The organism is Marichromatium sp. PS1 (assembly GCF_041155115.1).
GTDB classification, from domain to species: domain Bacteria; phylum Pseudomonadota; class Gammaproteobacteria; order Chromatiales; family Chromatiaceae; genus Marichromatium; species Marichromatium gracile.
In genome coordinates this window covers 564536-577998 of sequence record NZ_BAAFHB010000002.1, presented here as the reverse complement: position 1 = coordinate 577998, position 13463 = coordinate 564536, and the positions used below count along the sequence as shown (strand labels likewise).

At 71.6% G+C, this 13463-nt stretch carries 13 protein-coding genes; 8 read left to right on the top strand and 5 right to left on the bottom strand.

The genetic code is table 11. From position 1 onward, the window contains the following. Window positions 1-44: 44 nt before the first annotated feature. Window positions 45-314, bottom strand: a complete 270-nt coding sequence (locus tag ACAM26_RS03860) for a ferrous iron transport protein A (protein WP_369613143.1) — start codon at window positions 312-314, stop codon at window positions 45-47. Window positions 315-681: 367 nt separating this feature from the next. Here ACAM26_RS03860 and ACAM26_RS03855 point away from each other — a divergent pair, with 367 nt between their 5' ends. Beyond that, complete coding sequence (locus tag ACAM26_RS03855; RefSeq protein ID WP_123139209.1) at window positions 682-1656, top strand: L,D-transpeptidase family protein; 975 nt, start codon at window positions 682-684, stop codon at window positions 1654-1656. Here ACAM26_RS03855 and ACAM26_RS03850 read toward each other — a convergent pair. Then, on the bottom strand, window positions 1635-1832 hold the full coding sequence (locus tag ACAM26_RS03850) for an alanine-zipper protein (RefSeq protein ID WP_005221977.1): 198 nt from the start codon (window positions 1830-1832) through the stop codon (window positions 1635-1637). The two genes, ACAM26_RS03855 and ACAM26_RS03850, sit on opposite strands and share 22 nt — an antisense overlap. 371 nt (window positions 1833-2203) lie before the next feature. Here ACAM26_RS03850 and ACAM26_RS03845 point away from each other — a divergent pair, with 371 nt between their 5' ends. The 7 genes from ACAM26_RS03845 (at window position 2204) to ACAM26_RS03815 (ending at window position 9507) form a co-directional block, all read left to right on the top strand. Further along, on the top strand, window positions 2204-2785 hold the full coding sequence (locus ACAM26_RS03845) for a chorismate pyruvate-lyase family protein (protein ID WP_123139208.1): 582 nt from the start codon (window positions 2204-2206) through the stop codon (window positions 2783-2785). A gap of 751 nt (window positions 2786-3536) precedes the next feature. After that, the gene (locus tag ACAM26_RS03840; RefSeq protein ID WP_123139207.1) at window positions 3537-4205 is read left to right on the top strand and encodes a cation transporter; all 669 of its coding nucleotides are present in this window, start codon (window positions 3537-3539) and stop codon (window positions 4203-4205) included. Window positions 4206-4305: 100 nt separating this feature from the next. After that, window positions 4306-5037: an RDD family protein gene (locus ACAM26_RS03835; RefSeq protein WP_369613142.1), complete on the top strand. Its 732-nt coding sequence runs from the start codon at window positions 4306-4308 to the stop codon at window positions 5035-5037. Beyond that, window positions 5034-6002 (top strand): stage II sporulation protein M, encoded by a 969-nt coding sequence (locus tag ACAM26_RS03830; RefSeq protein ID WP_123139205.1) that lies wholly within the window; start codon window positions 5034-5036, stop codon window positions 6000-6002. Before ACAM26_RS03835 ends, ACAM26_RS03830 begins: the two co-directional genes overlap by 4 nt. After that, complete coding sequence (locus tag ACAM26_RS03825; protein WP_123142292.1) at window positions 5992-7407, top strand: DUF4129 domain-containing protein; 1416 nt, start codon at window positions 5992-5994, stop codon at window positions 7405-7407. Before ACAM26_RS03830 ends, ACAM26_RS03825 begins: the two co-directional genes overlap by 11 nt. Next, window positions 7397-8536, top strand: a complete 1140-nt coding sequence (locus ACAM26_RS03820) for a DUF4350 domain-containing protein (RefSeq protein WP_369613141.1) — start codon at window positions 7397-7399, stop codon at window positions 8534-8536. Before ACAM26_RS03825 ends, ACAM26_RS03820 begins: the two co-directional genes overlap by 11 nt. Then, the gene (locus ACAM26_RS03815) at window positions 8533-9507 is read left to right on the top strand and encodes an AAA family ATPase (RefSeq protein ID WP_369613140.1); all 975 of its coding nucleotides are present in this window, start codon (window positions 8533-8535) and stop codon (window positions 9505-9507) included. Before ACAM26_RS03820 ends, ACAM26_RS03815 begins: the two co-directional genes overlap by 4 nt. Here ACAM26_RS03815 and ACAM26_RS03810 read toward each other — a convergent pair. From ACAM26_RS03810 to ACAM26_RS03800, 3 genes are read right to left on the bottom strand one after another with little or no spacing between them, the layout of a single operon-like run. Continuing rightward, window positions 9504-11498: a DUF3488 and DUF4129 domain-containing transglutaminase family protein gene (locus ACAM26_RS03810; RefSeq protein WP_369613139.1), complete on the bottom strand. Its 1995-nt coding sequence runs from the start codon at window positions 11496-11498 to the stop codon at window positions 9504-9506. The genes ACAM26_RS03815 and ACAM26_RS03810 overlap by 4 nt on opposite strands. Beyond that, window positions 11488-12486, bottom strand: a complete 999-nt coding sequence (locus ACAM26_RS03805) for a DUF58 domain-containing protein (RefSeq protein ID WP_123139200.1) — start codon at window positions 12484-12486, stop codon at window positions 11488-11490. Before ACAM26_RS03805 ends, ACAM26_RS03810 begins: the two co-directional genes overlap by 11 nt. Then, the gene (locus ACAM26_RS03800) at window positions 12470-13423 is read right to left on the bottom strand and encodes a MoxR family ATPase (RefSeq protein WP_132228174.1); all 954 of its coding nucleotides are present in this window, start codon (window positions 13421-13423) and stop codon (window positions 12470-12472) included. The genes ACAM26_RS03805 and ACAM26_RS03800 overlap by 17 nt, the downstream gene beginning before the upstream one ends. Between the last annotated feature and the right edge of the window lie 40 nt (window positions 13424-13463).

Sequence of the window (13463 nt, the reverse complement as noted above, 5' to 3'; positions counted from 1 at the left end):
GCTTCGATCCTGGTGTTGGGGCTCGCGGGGTGTTGATCGCGCGCTCAGTCGAGGTCGTTGTCGTTGCGGGCCTCGGGGTCGACACACACCCGCACCTTCTCGGCCACCCCGAAGCCCATGGCGATCCGACCACCGCCGGTGGCGAGCACCAGTCCCTGCCCGCGGCGCTGTACCACGCTGAGCTGGCTGCCCTGGCGCAGCCCGAGTGCGAGCAGACGGCGGGTCAGGTGACGTCCACCCTGGATATCGACGATACGTGCCGGGGTGTCGTGCTGGAGTTCGGACAGGGGGATGGGCGATGCGGTATGCGACATGGCTGATGGGTCTGGACCGATAACGAGGGGCGGCTGCGACTGCGAATCAATCGAGCCGGGTCGATCATCGAAGCATAACCCGAACCGTGCCTGCGCCGCAGTCACGCCGACGCCACCGCCCTGGGGAACCCGGGGCGCAACGGGCTGATCGGAGGGATCAATCGGCCGGCGACGGGCGCGGCGGACAACGCATGCTCGAAAACCCGCCCCGGACGATCCATGTTGATGAACAGGCGAGCGCCGCGACCGGGCCGGTCGCGCCGGGATGCCGCTTGCGGGAGCAGGCGAACTGGCAGAGGATGCGCCACCCCGGCCCCAGCGAGTCGGGCGTTCAACACTCGATCGAGGTTTCTTTGGGCGGATACAGATGCAGACACAGGTCTTGATGAAACGGGGATTCACCAACGCTCGTCGCACACTGGCGGCCAGTCTCGCCGGCGCCCTGGCGCTGACCATCGCCGGGGCCGGACACGCCGAGACCTATCGGCTCGAACACCCGGGCGACAGCGTCATCGGCTTCCCGTTCTATTTCACCACCCGCGCCGACGACACCCTGCTCGATGTCGCCCGCCAGAACAACCAGGGCTTCGAGGACATGCGCAGCGCCAACCCCGAGGTCGACATGTGGGTCCCGGGCGCGGGCACCGAGGTGATGGTACCGACCTTCTACGTGCTGCCCGATGCGCCGCGCCAGGGCATCGTCATCAACCGCCCCGAGAAGCGGCTCTATTTCTATCCCCCGGACGACCCGGAAGAGGTCCGCTCCTACGCCATCAGCGTCGGTCGCGAGGGCATGGACACACCGCTGGGCGGCTTCACCATCATCGAGAAGAAGCGCGACCCGAGCTGGACTCCGGGCCCCAATGTGCGCGCCGCCCACGCCGCCTATGGCGACATCCTGCCGGCGGTGGTGCCGCCCGGACCGGACAACCCGCTGGGACAGTTCGCGATGCGGCTGAGCAACCCGGAGTACCTGATCCACGGCACCAGCAAGCCCTGGGGGCTGGGGATGGAGGTCAGCGCCGGCTGTATCCGGCTCTACCCGGAGGGGATCGAGGAGCTGTTCTCGCTGACCGAGCTGCGCACCCAGGTCACCATCGTCGACCAGCCCTACAAGTTCGGCTGGCGCGGCGACGATCTCTATCTGGAGGTGCACGTCAATCGCGAGGGCAAGCGGGTCACGGCCCGCGAGGCGGTCCCGACTGCGCTCGCCGAGGCCGAGGGGGTGGAGATCGACTGGCGCGAGGTGCAGCGCGCCATCGACGAGAACACCGGTGTCCCACGGGCCGTGGGACACCGGACGCACTCAGATCAAGCGCCTTACTTGCCCATGATCTTCTGATACATGCGATCCAGGCGCTCGGTGTTGGCGTTGCAGCACGCCTGAGCGCTGTTGGCGGTGTCGAGCGCCTGCTGCGCCATGTCGCGAGCGGTCTGGTCGGTCGCGCAACCGCCGAGCAGCGATGCGCCAAGGAGAGCAGCGAGGGACAGGGAAGCGAGCTTGACGGTCTTGGTCATTGGTAATGTCTCCATTGATCGGCTCAAGGCCTTTGTTGGTATAACACATTTACCCGGGACTGACCTCCGCGCGCGGACCGGCCAGTCCCGAGGCCGGGGCTGGCCGAGTTGGCGAAGTGGTCTCTGACCCTTAAGGTCCAGTGTGCCGGCCCCGGTCCCACCATTCCAGAGAGGCGACCGGACGCCGTGCTCTGAGAGTGCGTCAAGCATGACTCAACATCAAGCCCATCACGGCCAAGTTCTGCTATTTTTCTCCGCCACCGCCGTGGCCGGCGACCACAGACCATCCAACCGATCAAGGCAAGCATCCATGTCCGCATCCCCCCTCCCCCTCACCGCCCGCCCGTGGCGCGCGTGCTGAGGCCCCGTCCATGCACCGCTATTACGGACTCCCCGACCAGGGCCCGGCACAATCGACCTTCCGCTGCGACGGCTTCCTGCGCAACGGTCAGCTGCGCGCGCCGAACGGCGCCAGCCTCGCGCTCGCCGCACTGCCCCCCTTCCTGCGCGCCCTGCTGGTTACCGACGGTACCGTCACCAAGATCCTCGAGGCCTACTTCTGGGAACCGGTGACGGTCGACACCGTCGAGCAACGCTTCGAGCACGCCGCCGCCACGGTCCCCTGGGTCGAGGTCGCCGAGGGCGATCGCTGCCTGTTGCGCGACGCGCGGCTGCGCGGCGACGACAGCGGTCGCAGCTTCGCCGAGGCCTTCTCGCTGATCCGCACCGACCTGATCCCCGCCGACTTCCGCCAGCGCCTGATCGATCGCGAGATCGGTATCGGCGTGCTGATCCGCGACAGTGGACTGGAGAGCTATCGCGAGGTACTCGACGTCGGTCTGGTCCAGGACGGCGCCGAGCCGAGCGCGGTCTACCGCACCTACCGCATCATCATCGAGCGCCACCCGGTGATCCTGATCACCGAGTACTTCCCCCTCGCGCTCTATCGCTGAGCCGATACGCCCACCGCCACATGGCGACGGGCGTCGCGATGATGCGTGCCGCTCACCGGGCGACGTTTGCAAAGCCCTTGAACAAGTGTTTGAATGAATACACGTTCATGATCCTGCCGACGCTACGCAGATGGGGAGGTCAGGGCGTGGTCACGCACCACCCCGCCAACTCGCAAGCAGCCTAGAGCATACAGACATCGCCCCAGATCAATGCGGTCAGCCGCCCGCGCGACACGCGACGCGGTGATGGCTCGCACCCCGGGAAGCACTGGTGTGCTTCTCACGCGCTCCCCCCAGCACACCAGCCCGTGATCGGCGCCCCGAACACCGCCGATACCATCGGTGCCTGACACCGATGCCGTCTCCCGCCCCAGGGTGAGCGGTCGCCCGTGCGCGTCCGCATCATCATCGCCGACCGTCCGTGCGCGACCCGCGCCACCGCAACGCTGACGCCAGCACCCCCATCCGTCGAGCGCGCCCGGAAGGGCCGTGCCCGAGCGCGCCGATACGGCTCGACGACCATATCCAGCGCCCCCGGACAACCGGTGCCGGGGCCGCCTCACCGGCCTCCAGCGCCATCGCGCTGGAGGTCGTCACCGTCAACACCACCGGATCATTGCATGGAGACAGCACCGCGCATCGCTCGCCCCACAGGCTCGCACCCTGACGTGTGCCGCACGGTTCCACACCCGGACCAGACCGGCGCGCGCTTCACCTATCAAACACGCATCATCTTTCTGTTGAGGTCATCATGTCCGCCCAGACTCGGAGAGAACGTCAGATCCTGATCTTCTCGATGTTGTCTACCCTCGCCTTTGCCATCATGGGAGTGATCTGGGGTCTCTGGATCAACTCGATGGTGGTCATCTTCGACGGCCTGTACTCCCTGATCGGCCTGTTCATGACCCTGGTGTCATTGCTCGCCCTCTACTACATCCATCGCCAGTCACGACTGCTCAACACCCAGGCCGCGGCCCGTATCGAGCATCGGGTGATCCTGTTCAAGGGTGCAGTCATCATCCTGCTCTGCACCCTGTCGCTGGTGCTCGCAGTGCGCGCCATCCTCGACGGTGGTCGCGACACCGACGGCGATCTCGCCATCCTCTTCGGCCTGATCAACGTGATCGGCTGTACCCTGAGCTGGTGGTACATCACCAAGCACCGCAAGCAGGGCGGCTCCGGGCTGATCAACGCCGAGGAGAAGCAGTGGCTGATGGACACCGTGATCAGCGGCGCGGTGATGTGCGGCTTCGTCATCGCCAAGCTCACCGAGCTGACCCCGATGGCACACCTCGCCCGCTACGCCGACCCGGTGATGGTGCTGGTCGCCTCGATCTGGTTCTTCGGCATCCCGCTGAAGATGGTCAGGCACTCGCTGCGTCAGCTCGCCGAACTCGAACGCGCGCCACAGCGCATCTGATCACGCACCATCGCCCGCCCCGTGCCGCGCGCCTGCGCGGCGCGGGCACCACCGATCCCACCGGCTTGCCCGCGCCGGGCGAATCCCGCATCTTTGTGCCATGGATGCGCCACGCCGGGACATTGCCACGCCACCACCGCCGCTCGACACCCTGCGCCTGCGCGAGACCCCCGAGGGCATCGACCTCGGGCTGCGTGTCGCCGGAGCGGTACCGCGTGCGCTCGCCCTGGCGCTCGACCTGCTGATCCGTCTCGGGCTCTATCTGCTGCTGCTCCCGCTGCTCGCACTCGCCGACCTCGGGGTCGGGTTGGCGCTGCTCGCGGTGTTCGCCATCGAGTGGTTCTATCCGGTGGTGTTCGAGGTCTGGCGCGGCGCCACCCCCGGCAAGCGGGCACTCGGGCTGCGCGTGGTGCACGAGGACGCCACCCCGGTCGGGCTCCCCGCCTCGACCCTGCGCAACCTGCTGCGGACGGTCGACTTCCTCCCCGCAGGCTATGCCCTGGGGCTGGTGGTGAGCCTCGCCGACCCTGACTTCCGCCGCATCGGCGACCTCGCCGCCGCCACCCTGGTGGTGCACGACGACCGCCCGGCGCCACGCCGGGGCCCGGCATCGACCACCGGCCGGCGACCGCCGCCCGAGTTCGACGCCGCCACCCGGGCGGCGATCCTCGCCTTCGCCGAGCGCGCGCCCGCACTCGCCGAGGCGCGGCGCATCGAACTCGCCGAGGTCCTGACCGCCCCGCGCGGGGTGCGCGGCGGTGCCGCGCCCGCACTGATCACCGCTTGGGCGACCTGGCTCGACCGCGGCGCGCCCGACGGACGTGCGGCATGAGACAGCAGCGCTTCGAGCACCAGCACGCCGCCGACTGGGCGCGCTATCGCACGCTGCTCGAGCAGCTCGAGCAGCGCCGGCGCCGCGGCGCCGAGCTCGCCGAGTTCCCCGGCCTGCATCGCCGAGTGTGCGCGCACTATGCGCTGGCCCGAACCCGCGGCTACACCCCCGGGTTGATCGCCGAACTCGAGCAGCTGGTGCGGCGCGGTCACGCCCAGCTCCACCGCCCCACGCTGCGCCTCGGCGCCCGCGCACTGCAGCTGATGGCACGCGATTTCCCGCGCGCGCTGCGCCGTCACGCCGCGCCGCTGTGGCTCGCCGCCGCGCTGCTGTTCGTACCGATGGCGGCGATGGCGCTCGGCGCCTATCACGACCCCGGGCTGATCCTGACGCTGGTCGACGCCGAGCAGCTCGCCGAACTCGAGGCGCTCTACGACCCGGCCCGGGATCATCCCGGGCAGGTGCGCCCGGCCGACAGCGATCTGGCGATGTTCGGCTTCTATGTCCGCAACAACGTCGGCATCGGCTTTCGCAGCTTCGCCGCCGGGGTGCTGTTCGGCATCGGCAGCGTGGTCATCCTGGTGTTCAACGGGCTGTTCATCGGCGCCGCCGCCGGTCACCTCAGCGCCATCGGTCACGGCATCACCTTCTGGCCCTTCGTCAGCGGTCACGCCCCCTTCGAACTGAGCGCGATCGCCATCTGCGGCGGCGCCGGACTGCTGCTCGGCAAGGCGCTGTTCGCCCCGGGACGGCTGCCGCGGCTCGCGGCGCTGCGCGTCAACGCCCGCGATGCCCTGGTGCTGGTGGCCGGCGCGGCGCTGATGCTCGTTGGCGCGGCGCTGATCGAGGCCTTCTGGTCGGCCGGCGCGGCGCCGGTGGCGGTGAAATACGCCGTCGGCGCCGCCGGCTGGACCCTCCTCGCGCTCTACATCGCCCTGGCCGGACGTGGCGACGATGCGTCTTGAGCGACTCACCGCCCGGCTGCGCCCCTGCCCCGCCTGGCAGGCGATCGATCTCGGCTTCGCCCTCGCCCGCGCCTGGTTCCCGGCGCTCTGGGCGCTGTGGTGGTGCACCGCGCTACCGCTGACCCTGATCGTGCTGGCGCTGGCCTGGCTCCACAGCGACCTCTGGCTGCTGGCGCTGTGGTGGTGCAAGCCGCTCTACGAGGCCCCGCTGCTGTTGTGGGCGAGCCGCGCGCTGTTCGACGAGCGCCCGCGACGCGGCGCCCTCCCGGGGATGCTCGGCGCGGGGCTGCGTCCGCGCCTGTTGCCGCTGCTGTTGTGGCGCCGACTGAGCCCGAGACGCGCGCTCGTGCTCCCGCTGCTGCTGCTCGAAGGGCTGCCGCGACGGGCGCGGCTGCGCACCCTCGCCGGGGGCAGCGCCAGCGGATGGCTGACCCTGGTCTGCTATCACCTCGAGGCGATCCTCTGGGGCGGGATGCTGCTCGGGCTCTATCTGCTGATCCCCGAGGGGCTGCCAGGGATCGACCTGATCGCCGCACTCGAGGACAGCGCCGCGCCGGCCTACTGGATCAGCAGCGCCTGCTATCTGCTCGCCTGCTCGTTGATCGCGCCCTTCTACGTCTGCGCCGGGTTCGCGCTCTATCTCAGCCGCCGCACCGAACTCGAGGGCTGGGACATCGAGCTCGCCTTCCGCCGCGCCCCGCCGCCACCGGCCGCCGTGCTCCCGGCGCTGGCGCTGCTCGCGCCGCTGCTGCTCGCCCCGCCACCGGCCGAGGCCGAGACCTGGCTGGCCCCCGAGGCGGCCCGCGCGCGCATCGCCGAGGTGCTCGACTCGCCCGACTTCGGCACCACCCGCGAGGTCGAACTGTGGCTGCCGGTGGCCGACCCCGCACAGCGCAGCACCGAGGACGCCGAGGCAACCTGGTCGGCGACCCCGCCCCCCTGGCTCGCCGGCACCATCCAATGGGGACTGGTGACGCTCGGTGCGATCGCCCTGCTGATACTCATCCGCGCACTGTGGCGCGAACGCGCGCCACGCCTGCCCAGATCGGCCAGGACGGAGCACGAGGCCGCGCCCGAGCCGCACAGCGCATCGCCCATCGATCACGAGACCGAGATCCGTCGCCTGCTCGCTGCCGGCGAGCGGGGCGCGGCCATCGGCGCGCTCTATCGCGCCAGCCTGGAGAGACTCGACCGGCTCGGTCTCTCGCTCCCCCCGGGGGCCACCGAGGGGAGCTGCGTGCAGCGGGCGAGCGCCCGGCTGCCACGCCGGGTCGGGGTCCCCTTCGCCGCGATCGCCGCGGCGCGCCAGCACGCGGCCTACGGCGATCGGGACCCGAGCGCGGCGCACGTCGAGCGACTGCTGAGCCACTGGCGTCGCTGGCAGGGACGGACCGATGCGCACTGAACAGCGCCTGCTCGCGCTCACCCTCGGCGGCACCGGGCTGGTCCTCGTGGCAGCGCTGGCGAGCTGGTTCCTGACCCACTTCGAGCGCCGGGTCGAACAGGTACCGGTCGGTCCCTCGGCAGCGGCTCGAGCCAACCCGCTGCTCGCCTTCGAGCGCTTCCTCATCGGGCTCGGCATCACCGTCGAGAGTCGCCCCGATCATGGCCTGCTCGCCGCCCCACCGCCCCCCGGCGACACCCTGGTGGTGCGCGCACCCGGCCCGCTGTCGCCACGCCAACGCGACCGGCTACGCGACTGGATCGCCGCCGGCGGACGGCTGGTGACCACGCCGGGGACGGGGCCGCGCCACGCGCTGCTCGAGACCTTCGGGATCCACCCCGAGAGCTGGACCGAGTCGGGCCCACCGACGCCGGTCCGGCTGCGCCCGACGCCCGGGGCGCCGCCACTCGAGGTCGCCCTCGACCCCGGGCGGACCCTGTGCGTCAGCCATGGCGACAAACAGCGGTGCGGACAACCGCTGACGCACCGGGAGATCGGCGCCGGCCGGCTGAGCGTGCTCGCCGACCTCGACATCCTCACACGCCAGCGCATCGGCGAGCGCGACCACGCCCTGTTCGGCGCCCGTCTGGTCGCCCCCGCACCCGGCGGCACGGTATGGCTGCTGTATGCCGAGCCCCCGCCGGGGCTGCTCGCGCGGCTGTGGGCGCGGGCGCCGCTGGCACTGATCGCCGCAGCGCTCACCCTGGCGGTGTGGCTGTGGTCGCTCGGCGCGCGGCTCGGTCCGACGCTCGCCCCGGCTCCGCCACCGGCGCGCGACCGGCTCGTCCATCTCGAGGCCGGGGCGCGCTTTCTGTGGCGCCATCGGCGGATCCGCGCGCTGCTCGCAGCCAGCCGTGCCCGGGTGCTGCGGCTGTGGGCGAGGCGCCTGCCGGGACTCGCGCGCGCACCCCGCCAACAGCGGCTGACCCGACTCGCCGCGGCCAGCGGCGAGTCGCGCGCGCGCCTCGCCCAGGCGCTCGAGGAGACACCCCGCAGCGCCCGCGCGCTCATCACCCTCACCCACACCCTGGCGCGACTGGAGCAGCAGGCCCGATCGCCCGGAGGCAACCGCGAGAGCACCGATCCATGACCCAGACCCCACTGCCGCTGACCGAGGCGGTCATCCAGCTCGACCGGCTCGAACAGGACATCGGCCAGGCCGTCAGCGGCCAGCGCCAGGCCATCCGCGAGCTGCTGGTGGCGCTGGTCGCCGCCGGGCACGCGCTGCTCGAGGGCGTGCCCGGGGTGGGCAAGACGCTGCTGGTGCGCGCGCTCGCCGCCGCGGTACAGGGGCGCTACGCGCGTATCCAGTTCACCCCCGACCTGATGCCGAGCGACGTCACCGGGCACGCGGTGTTCGACCTCAAGCGCGAGGCCTTCCGCATCCGCCGCGGACCGATCTTCTGCAACCTGCTGCTCGCCGACGAGATCAACCGCGCCCCGGCCAAGACCCAGGCGGCGATGCTCGAGGCGATGCAGGAGGGACAGGTGACCATCGAGGGCCAGGCGCTGGCGCTGGCCCCCCCCTTTCTGGTCTTCGCCACCCAGAACCCGATCGAGCAGGAAGGCACCTACCCGCTGCCCCAGGCCCAGCTCGATCGCTTCCTGCTGAAGATCGCGGTGGCGCCGCCGAGCGCCGAGGCCGAGCGCGCGGCGGTACGCGCCGCCACCAGCGGGCGCATCGGCGACCGGCTCGACACCTCGGCGGTGCGTCCGCTGCTCGATACCGAGACCCTGCAACGCCTGCAGCTGAGCGCCACCACGCTTCGACTCGATGAGCGCGTGCTCGACTACGCGGTGGCGCTGGTGCGCGCCGCGCGCGACTGGCCGGGGGTCGACAGCGGTCCCGGGCCGCGTGCCAGCATCGCGCTGGTGCGCGCGGCGCGGGCGCACGCACTCATCGAGGGGCGCGACTTCACCACCCCGGACGACGTGCGCTGCATGCTCCCGGCGGTACTGCGCCACCGGCTGCGGCTCGGCGCCGAGCTGGAGATCGAGGGGGTGAGCGCCGACGCCCTGCTCGGCGAGCTGGTCGAGCGCGTCCCCGCGCCGCGCGACTAGCGACGACGGCGCGGACGGAAGCCGCGCAACAGGGCATCGAGCCGCGCCACGGTCCGGGGGTCGGGCGCAGGACCGAAGCGCGCCGGCAGATAGAGCGCGAGGAAGCGCGAGACCGGGGCGGCGAGGTCGGGACGCGCGGCGATCACCCGTCGGCCATGGTCCTGCGGGCCCTCGCCGGGGTGCGGCGCCAGCCCGATACGCGCCAGCCGGCGACAGAAACGGGCATGACGCGCGACCAGCGGATCGGGCTCGCGCGGCGCGCGTACCAGCCCCAGCAGCACCGCGCCCAGGGTCAGCGAGAAGGTCACGACCATCAGCACCGCCAGCCCGTACTCACCCAGCCCACCGAGCCCGAGCCGCTGCAGCAGGCCGAGCTGGTCCTCGGCCGAGAAGTCGAGCACCCACTGCTGCCAGGCCGCATCGATACTGTCGGCGAACTGGCGTGCACCGCGCGCCAGCCGGGCGAGCCACGCATCCTGGGCCAGCTCGAAGCGCACCGGGTTGCCGGCGCCGAGCAGTCGCGAGGCACTCTGGTTGTCGATCCGCGAGGGGTCCACCGCCGCGGTGGGATCGACCCGCACCCAGCCGCGCCCGGGCAGCAGCACCTCGACCCAGGCATGGGCATCGGACTGCCACACCATGTGATAGCCACCGATGGCGTTGGGCTCGCTGCCGAGATAGCCGAGCACCACCCGCGACGGGATCCCGGCCAGCCGCATCAGCGTCGCGAAACTGCTGGCATAGTGCTCGCAAAAGCCGCGCCGGGTCTCGAACAGGAAGGCATCGACCGGATTCGGCCCGAGCGGCGGCGGCAGCAGGGTGTAGTGGAAGGCCTCGCGGTTGAAGTAGGCGAGCGTGCGTCTCACCACCGTCTGGTCGTCCGCGCCCTCGCCACGCCAGCTCGCCACCAGGGCGCGCATCCGCGGGGTGATGGTGCCGGCCGGCAGGCGCAGGGCATAGTCACGCAGCGCCGCGCTCGGCGCGGGCGTGCGAGCGTCGAGCGCCGAGCGCACCCGATAGCGCAGCGCACTCTCCACCGCGCGGCTGGCACGCAACAGATGATCGGGCGCGAGCACCACCCCCTCGGCCGCGACCGGCAGGTCGAGCGCGAACAGCCAGCGCCGGTCGGTCGGCTCCAGCACCACCTCGTAGTCGAGCCGATCGGCCGCGGCGGCGAGCGCCAGCGAGGCCGGTCCGGTGCGCGGCGGCTCGCCCACCGTCCAGCGCCGCCCATCGGTCTGCCACAACACCAGACCGCGCCAGTAGCGTTGATCGGGCGGCGGCGGGGTGGCATCGAAGCGCACCCGGAAGGCCAGCTCGCCATTGACCACCAGCTCGCTGACCGCACCCGGCTCCATGGTGTCGGAGAAGCCGGTGCGGGCCTGCTCGGCATCGAGCCCGAGGTCCCACAGCGGCGCGCTCAGGCGCGGGAAGAGCAGAAAGAGCACCAGGGTCAGCGGCAGCGCCTGCAGCGCCAGCCGCGTGGTCGTGGTCAGCGCCGGGCGCAGCCGCCCGCCCCCTGTCGTAGCGTTGAGGTCGGCCAGCAGCGTGAGCATGGCCCCGACCACCAGCGCCAGATAGAGCGCGAGGCCGAGCGACTGGTCGAAGAGAAACTGCACCACCACCAGGAAGCCGAGCAGGATGGCCGCGATCTGCAGGTCACGCCGCGCGTGCAGCTCCAGCAGCTTGAGCGCGAGCATGGTGAGAAACAGCGCCGCCCCGCCCTGACGCCCGCTGAGACTGCCGTAGACATGGAGACAGTTGGCGATGCCGACGAGGGTGAGCAGCACCAGCAGCCAGCGCCCGGGCTGCACCCCGTGCCAGCGCAGCGCGAGCAGACGCAACGCGAACAGCGCGCTGGCGAAGGCGCCGATGCGCCAGTCGAGCCGGGGCAGCAACGGCAGGGCGCCGGCGATCACCAGCAGGGTCAACCACAGCCGCTGGAGACGGTCCGGGACGGGCTCGGGCCAGTGTGCGCGCTCAGTGGCCATCGCCGCCCTCCAGGCCGAACAGCGCGAGACGGGTGAGACAGCGCTGCAGCTGCGCCTCGCCGGCGGCCAGCGGCTCCTCCACCCCGGGCAGGCGCAGTCCGAAACGCGCCCCGGCGGCCGCGGCATCGAGCAACTGACGGGCGAGCTCGGCGAGCCGCGTCTCGGGATCGACGGTGGCGAGCGCCGCCCAGTCGATCCACAGCTCATGCCCCTGTTCACCCTCGAACTGCTTGGTCAACAGACCGCGTTCGCGGGCATAGGCCTTCCAGTCGAGATGGCGTGGCGAGTCGCCGTGACGATAGTCGCGCGCGCCGGCATAGTCCTCGAGCCCGGCCCCCGCCCCCCGGGGCAAGGCACGCGCGCCGGCACCGGCGCCGGGCGGCGGCGGCGCGAGGGACGCCGGCGCCGGATAGACCAGCGATGCGGCACGCGGCAGGGTGTGACACCAGGCGCGGAACAGCCCCAGCGGGTGGCAGGTCTCGACCCGCACCTCGCCGAGCGGCTGCCAGCCACGGCGCCTGGTGGTGACGACCAGAGCGCAGCCGCTCTGCTCACCGGCGGGGACGGCGAGCGGCGCGGCGGCATCCTCGGCACCACTCAGACGCAGGTCGGCACGCGTGCGACGACCGCGCCCGCGCACGCTGAGGGTGAAGCGCGCCGACTCGCCGGCGAACACCGCCGCCCCGGGGCGCGCCTGCAGCTCCAGCCCGAGCAGATTGAACCAGGCGTGGTGCATCGCCAGCAGCGCCACCGCGGCGAGGAAGAAGGTGAACAGCAGCCCGAGGTTGTTCTGGTAGTTGAGCGAGCCGAGCAGCATCACCAGCAGCACGGCGCCGAACACCAGCCCGAAGCGGGTGGGCAGGATATAGATCTGGCGCGCGCCGATGCGCACCACGCCGTCGGGATCGCTGCGGGCGCGGCGCAGCATGGCGTCGAAGCGCGCGGCGAGCCAGCCGCGCCAGCGCACGCGTTCAGGGGACCGGGACATGGGCGAGGATCTCGGCGTCGACCCGGCAGGCGTCGAGCACAGCGCCCTCGCCACTGCCGACCAGACGATGGGCGCAACAGGCCGGCAACACCGCCTGCACGTCCTCGGGGAGCACATAGTCGCGCCCGCCGAGCAGCGCCCAGGCCTTGGCCGCACGCACCAGCCCCAGCCCGGCGCGCGGCGAGAGCCCGTAGGCGAAGCGCCCCGAGGCGCGGGTGAAGGCGAGGAGGTCGTGGACGTAGTCGATCACCGCCGGGGCGGCATGCACCGCCACCACCAGCTCCTGCAGGGCGGCGAGCTCGGCGGGGACGAGCACCGGCGCCTGGCGCGCCACCAGCGCGCGACGGTCCTCGCCGGCGAGCAGCCGCTTCTCCTGGTGCGCGGCCGGATAGCCGAGCTCGATACGCATCAGGAAGCGGTCGAGCTGCGACTCGGGCAACGGGAAGGTGCCGATCTGGTGGAGCGGGTTCTGGGTGGCGATGACGAAGAAGGGCTCGGGCAGCGCGCGGGTCTCGCCCTCGACGGTGACCTGACGCTCCTCCATCGCCTCGAGCAGCGCGCTCTGCGCCTTGGGGGTGGCGCGGTTGATCTCGTCGGCGAGCACCAGCTGGGAGAACACCGGACCCGGGTGGAAGCGGAAGGACTCGCTGGCGCGGTCATAGACCGCCACCCCGATGACGTCGGCCGGGAGCAGGTCGCTGGTGAACTGGATGCGCGCGTAGTCCAGCCCGAGCAGTCGCGCCAACAGGTGCGCGAGCGTGGTCTTGCCGACCCCGGGCAGATCCTCGATCAGCAGATGGCCGCGAGCGAGCAGGCAGGTCAGCGCCAGGCGCAACTCGTGCTCCTTGCCGAGGATCACCGCGGCGGCGGCCTCGAGCACCGCGCCGCAGCGATCGACCGGCGACGCGGGGACGGGGCGGGGTTCGGGTCGGTTCATGGCGAGGCTCCCGGCGCCGCCGCGCGCGCGTGGATATGGG